The organism is Jatrophihabitans sp. (genome assembly GCF_051960575.1).
Lineage (GTDB): Bacteria > Actinomycetota > Actinomycetes > Mycobacteriales > Jatrophihabitantaceae > JBQCEE01.
The window spans coordinates 1-4,927 of sequence record NZ_JBQCEE010000138.1; the positions used below are offsets into that span (position 1 = coordinate 1).

A 4,927-nucleotide genomic window follows, 5' to 3' on the forward strand; every position below is an offset into this window, starting at 1 on the left:
ACAGGTCCGTCTCGGCGTCGGTGTAGGTCACCAGCCCGCGGTAGGGGCAGACGTCGGACGCCGGTGCCGGCGCGCGCAGCACGGTTGTCGTGCGCGGCCCCGCCGACGGGCCGAGCAACCGGTCGTCCTGCTGCAGCACCTGGCGCTCGAGCTCGCGCAGCGCCGGCCCGGGCTCGATGCCGAGGTCGTCGGCGAGCACCCGTGCCGCCCGCCGGTAGGCACCGAGGGCGTCGGCCTGCCGACCGGCCCGGTAGAGGGCGACGACGAGCTGCTCCCAGCCGCGTTCGCGGTAGGGCGCCGCGGCGACCCGCTTCTCGAGCAGCGGCACGGCCTGGGCCGCACCACCGAGGTCGAGCACGAGGTCGGTGCGGCGCTCGTCGGCGTGCGCGCGCAGCTCGAACAGCCGCACCCGCTCGGCCACGCAGAACCCGGCGTCGGCGAACTCCTCGTAGGCCTCGCCGCGCCACAGGCCGAGCGCGGCGTCGAGGTCGGCGAGCGCCGCGGCGGTGTCGCCGGCAGCGGCGCGATCGAGGCCGCAGCGCACGCCGGTCTCGAACTGCGTGGCGTCGAGGTCGTCGGGGCCGAGGGCGAGCCGGTAGCCCGTGCGCTCGGTGATGAGCACCGCACCGGCGTCGTCGCGGCCGAGGTCGTGCCGCAGCCGCACGATGTGGCTCTGCAGCGTCTTGGCCGCGGTGCGCGGCGGCGCCTGGCCCCACACGTCCTCGATGAGCGTCTCGGCGGCCACGGTCTGCCCGGCCCGGCTGAGCAGGGCGCCGAAGATCAGCCGGCGGGCCGAACCGCCGACCGAGAGCATCGTGCCGTCGTCGCGCCGGACGACGAGGGCACCGAGCACCCCGCACCACACGCGCGCAGACTAGAGCCGCCGGGCCGCCGCGGCGAGCCGATCAGCGCGAGTGGGTCACCAGCGCGGGTCGATGCGCCCCATCGCGTCGGCGACCGCCCAGGCGTCCGGCGTGCCCTCGGCGCGCAGGCCGGCGATGACGCCCTCGCGGTCCTCGTCCGACCGGTTCTGGCTGAGCTTCGCCTTGCCCTCGACGCGCTCGACCTTGACCTCGATGCCGACGATCGCGCGCAGCTGCCGCCGCAGGTAGTCGGTCGGGGCGTCGGCGACGCGCCACGGCGCGGGACGGCCGGCCTCGTGATGGTCGGTGAGGTCGCTGACGGCCGCCCGCAGCCACTCGGGGTCGTCGTGCGCGGTGGCCCGCCCGACGAGGTGCACGGCCGAGTAGTTCCACGTCGGTACGACCCGCCCGTGCTCCTCCTTCGCCGCGTACCACGAGGGCGAGATGTAGGCGTCCGGCCCGGTGCAGACCAGCAAGGCCGGGGTACCGGCCGCGATCGCCCGCCAGTGCGGGTTGGCCCGCGCGACGTGCGCGGTCACCGTGGTGGCGCGCCACAGGATCGGCAGCCGCGTCGCGAGCGGATAGCCGTCCGGGCCGGTGGTGATGAGCTCGGCCGTCGCGACCGAGGCCACGAAGGCCCGGAGCTCGGTCCGGTCGTCCCAGGCGTTGAACCGCGGCACGTACACGACGCCACCCTAGGGCCCGGTCAGGCGAAATCCCCGGCGTCGCGCCGCAGGTCGCGCAGCACGGTGAACAGCGCGTCCAGGTCCTCCTTCGGCATGGCGCCCATGCCGAAACGCTCCTCGTTGAAGCGCTCGGTGGCCTTGCGCGCCACCTCACGGCCGGCCGGGGTGATCACGGCGAGCGTGCCGCGGCCGTCGCGCGGGTTCGGGGTGCGCGTCACCAGCCCGGCGGCCTCGAGCCGGTCGACGACGTTGGTCACCGAGGTCGCGTGCACCTGCAGCCGCTCGCCGAGCTTCGACAGGGGCAGCGCGCCGTCCTGCGAGTAGGTCAGCAGCACGAGCGCCTCGTACCGGCGGAAGGTGATGCCGAACGGCCGCAGCATCGCGTCGAGCCCGGCGATGAGGATCTGGTGCGCGCGCATGATCGACGTGACCGCGCGCATGGACGCGTACACGCCGGCGTCCTCGTCGGGCCAGTGCTGCTCCCACAGCTCGCCGGCCCGCTGGATCGGGTCGAACTCCAACCGTTTCGGCATGCGCAGAGCCTAGTTGTCGGTGGCCGCGGCTACCGTCTGATCATGTCCCGACTCGCGGCCGTGCTGCTGCTCGTCCTCGGCCCGCTCGTCGCGCTCGGCGCACCGCCACCGGCGGCCGCGGCACCCGCCGTCAGCCGCTTCGTGCTCGGCTCGAAGGTGCTCGGGCACAGCGTCGACGGGCGGCGCATCATGGCCTACCACCTCGGCGACCCGCGGGTGCGGCGCGTCTCGGTGATCATCGGCCAGATGCACGGCGACGAACCGGCCGGGCCGCGACTGGTCGCGGCGATACTCGCCGCGCCGCACCCGCTCGCGGGGGTCAACCTCTGGGTCGTGCCGACGATGAACCCCGACGGCGCCGCGGCGCACACGCGGCAGAACGCGCACGGGGTCGACCTGAACCGCAACTTCCCCTACCGGTGGGCGGCACTGTCGGGCCAGTACTACTCGGGGCCGCGGGCCGGGTCGGAGCCCGAGACGCGGGCGGTGTGGGCGTGGCTGCGGCTGCTGCGTCCGCACTGGATCGTCTCGTTGCACCAACCGCTCGACGGCGTCGACACCACCGACGGCGGCGCCACCGACCCGGCCTTCCGGGATCGGCTCGCGCACGACCTCGGGCTGCCCGAGAAGGCGTTCCGGTGCTGGTCGACCTGTCACGGCAACATGACCGGCTGGTACACCGCCCGGGGTTGGGGCGCCGCGATCACGGTCGAGTTCGGTGCCGCGCCGAGCCCGCGCTGGGTCACCGGCACCGCGCGCATCGGCGTCCTGCGGGCGCTCGGCGGGCACTACCGTTGAGGGCAGCCGCGCCAACGACGACCGGACCAAGGAGAGCCTCCCCATGAGCGACGCGCTCGACCGCCTCGACCTGCTGGACCTCGACGACGAGCTGGACTGCGACGACCGCCTCCTTCGCGACACCGTCCGCAAGTTCGCCGACGACCGGCTCCGGCCGAACATCCGGCAGTGGTTCGAGGACGGCACGCTGCCCGCCCGTGAGCTGGCGCAGGAGTTCGGCTCGCTCGGCGTGCTCGGCATGCACCTCGAGGGCTATGGCTGCCAGGGTGCGAAGGCCTCGCAGTACGGGCTCGTCTGCGCCGAGGTCGAGGCCGTCGACTCCGGCCTGCGCTCGCTGGTGAGCGTGCAGGGCTCGCTCGCCATGTACTCGATCTGGGCCTACGGCAGCGAGGAGCAGAAGCAGCGCTGGCTGCCCGGCATGGCGGCCGGCGAGCTGATCGGCTGCTTCGGCCTCACCGAGCCCGACTCGGGCTCCGACCCGGGCTCGATGCGCACCAACGCCCGCCGCGACGGTGACGACTGGGTGCTCAACGGCGGCAAGATGTGGATCACGAACGGTTCGCTCTCGGACGTCGCGGTCGTCTGGGCCCGCACGGACGAGGGCATCCGCGGCTTCCTCGTCGAGCAGGGGATGCCCGGCTTCACCGCCACCGACGTGCACCACAAGATCTCGCTGCGTGCGTCGGTCACCAGCCAGCTCTTCTTCGACGACGTGCGCCTGCCGGCGGACGCGATGCTGCCGAACGTCCGTGGCCTCAAGGGCCCGCTGGGCTGCCTCACCGAGGCGCGCTTCGGCATCATCAACGGCGTCACCGGCGCCGCACGTGACGCGCTCGCGTCCACGCTCGAGTACGCCGGCAGCCGCACCCAGTTCGGCAAGCCGATCGCCGGCTTCCAGCTCACCCAGCGCAAGCTGGCCGAGATGGCCGTGCAGTTGCAGCAGCTGCAGCTCACCGCGCGCAGGCTGGGCGAGCTCAAGGACGCCGGCCGCATCAAGCCGCACCAGATCAGCGTCGGCAAGTTCGCCAACGTCCGCGGCGCGCTCGAGATCTGCCGCGAGGCCCGCTCGATCCTCGGCGGGAGCGGCATCACCACCGAGTACCCGGTGCTGCGGCACGCGGTGAACCTCGAGACCGTCTACACCTACGAGGGCACGCACGAGGTGCACACGCTGGTGATCGGCTCGCAGCTCACCGGGCTCGACGCCTTCCGGTAACCGCGCGCCCCAATGTGGATCATGTGCAGACACGCGGGCGCGCTCCGGCGGGTCTGCACATGATCGCGGACGAGACCCTGGCAGCTGTCGCCGACGAGGCGGCGCGGGACGCGGGCGGCGTGCCGGTCGAGTACCTGGGCGACTTCCTGCCGGTGCTCGTCGCGGCGGTGGACGCCGGCACGCCGCTGCCCGCGGCGCGGCTGCGCGCCTACCGGTCGCTCGGCGAGCGGGCCGCGCGCCGCGGTGTGGCGCTGCGGGCACTGCTCGACCTGTATCTCTCCGCCGCATGGCGGGTGTGGCCCGAGCTCCCCGCGGTGCAGCACGCCGACCGGCGGCCGCAGGCGGTCGTCGCGGCCGGCCAGGTGATGCTGCACGCGGCCGACGACGTCGTCGCCCAGCTCACCGAGGGCTTCCAGCTCGCGCGCCGTGCGCTCGTCCGCGCGCAGGAGGCGGCGCGGCGCGAGTTCATCGACGACCTGCTCGGTGGCGCGGCCGACGTCGTCGGACTGCTGCACCGCGCCACCGGCTTCGGCCTCGACCTCGCCGGCCCGCACGCGGTGGCCGTGATCAGCGCCGACCGGCCCTTCGACGACGGCGAGCCGCTGCTGACGCGGCTCGAGCGGGCGATCCTCGGCCGCAAGGGCGACGCGCAGGCCCTGCTGGCCACCAAGGACGGCCGGCTGGTCGTCGTCTTCCCCGCCCCCGACCGCGCCGCGGTCGAGCAGGTCAGCGCCGAACTGCGCGCAGGCCTCGAGTCGGCGCGTCCGGCCGTGGGGGCGTGGGGGCTCGGGCTCGGCCGCGCCGCGGTGGGCGGCGCCGGGGTCCTGACGT

General features: G+C 74.2%; 5 protein-coding genes and 1 pseudogene. 3 read left to right on the plus strand and 3 right to left on the minus strand.

Translation table 11 applies throughout. From position 1 onward, the window contains the following. The 3 genes from ACTHMS_RS07460 to ACTHMS_RS07470 form a co-directional block, all read right to left on the minus strand. The coding region (locus tag ACTHMS_RS07460) for an AfsR/SARP family transcriptional regulator (protein ID WP_440306033.1) at window positions 1–865 on the minus strand (865 nt) is incomplete at its 3' end. Between the two features lie 54 nt (window positions 866–919). Next, on the minus strand, window positions 920–1,549 hold the full coding sequence (locus ACTHMS_RS07465; RefSeq protein ID WP_440306034.1) for an FMN-binding negative transcriptional regulator: 630 nt from the start codon (window positions 1,547–1,549) through the stop codon (window positions 920–922). Window positions 1,550–1,569: 20 nt separating this feature from the next. Next, on the minus strand, window positions 1,570–2,082 hold the full coding sequence (locus ACTHMS_RS07470) for a MarR family winged helix-turn-helix transcriptional regulator (protein WP_440306035.1): 513 nt from the start codon (window positions 2,080–2,082) through the stop codon (window positions 1,570–1,572). A 42-nt stretch (window positions 2,083–2,124) separates the two neighbouring features. Here ACTHMS_RS07470 and ACTHMS_RS07475 point away from each other — a divergent pair, with 42 nt between their 5' ends. From ACTHMS_RS07475 to ACTHMS_RS07485, 3 genes and pseudogenes are all read left to right on the plus strand, one after another. After that, the gene (locus ACTHMS_RS07475) at window positions 2,125–2,880 is read left to right on the plus strand and encodes a M14 family zinc carboxypeptidase (RefSeq protein WP_440306036.1); all 756 of its coding nucleotides are present in this window, start codon (window positions 2,125–2,127) and stop codon (window positions 2,878–2,880) included. 43 nt (window positions 2,881–2,923) lie between these two features. After that, a complete protein-coding gene (locus tag ACTHMS_RS07480) occupies window positions 2,924–4,096 on the plus strand; it encodes an acyl-CoA dehydrogenase family protein (RefSeq protein ID WP_440306037.1) in 1,173 nt (390 codons plus the stop codon). Between the two features lie 59 nt (window positions 4,097–4,155). After that, a pseudogene (locus tag ACTHMS_RS07485) lies at window positions 4,156–4,927 on the plus strand (PucR family transcriptional regulator); the annotation flags it as partial.

Excerpts from the sequence above, each read along its gene's own strand:
- ACTHMS_RS07470 (WP_440306035.1), bottom strand. The coding sequence starts at position 2,082 with ATGCCGAAACGGTTGGAGTTCGACCCGATCCAGCGGGCCGGCGAGCTG.
- ACTHMS_RS07475 (WP_440306036.1), top strand. The coding sequence starts at position 2,125 with ATGTCCCGACTCGCGGCCGTGCTGCTGCTCGTCCTCGGCCCGCTCGTC.
- ACTHMS_RS07480 (WP_440306037.1), top strand. The coding sequence starts at position 2,924 with ATGAGCGACGCGCTCGACCGCCTCGACCTGCTGGACCTCGACGACGAG.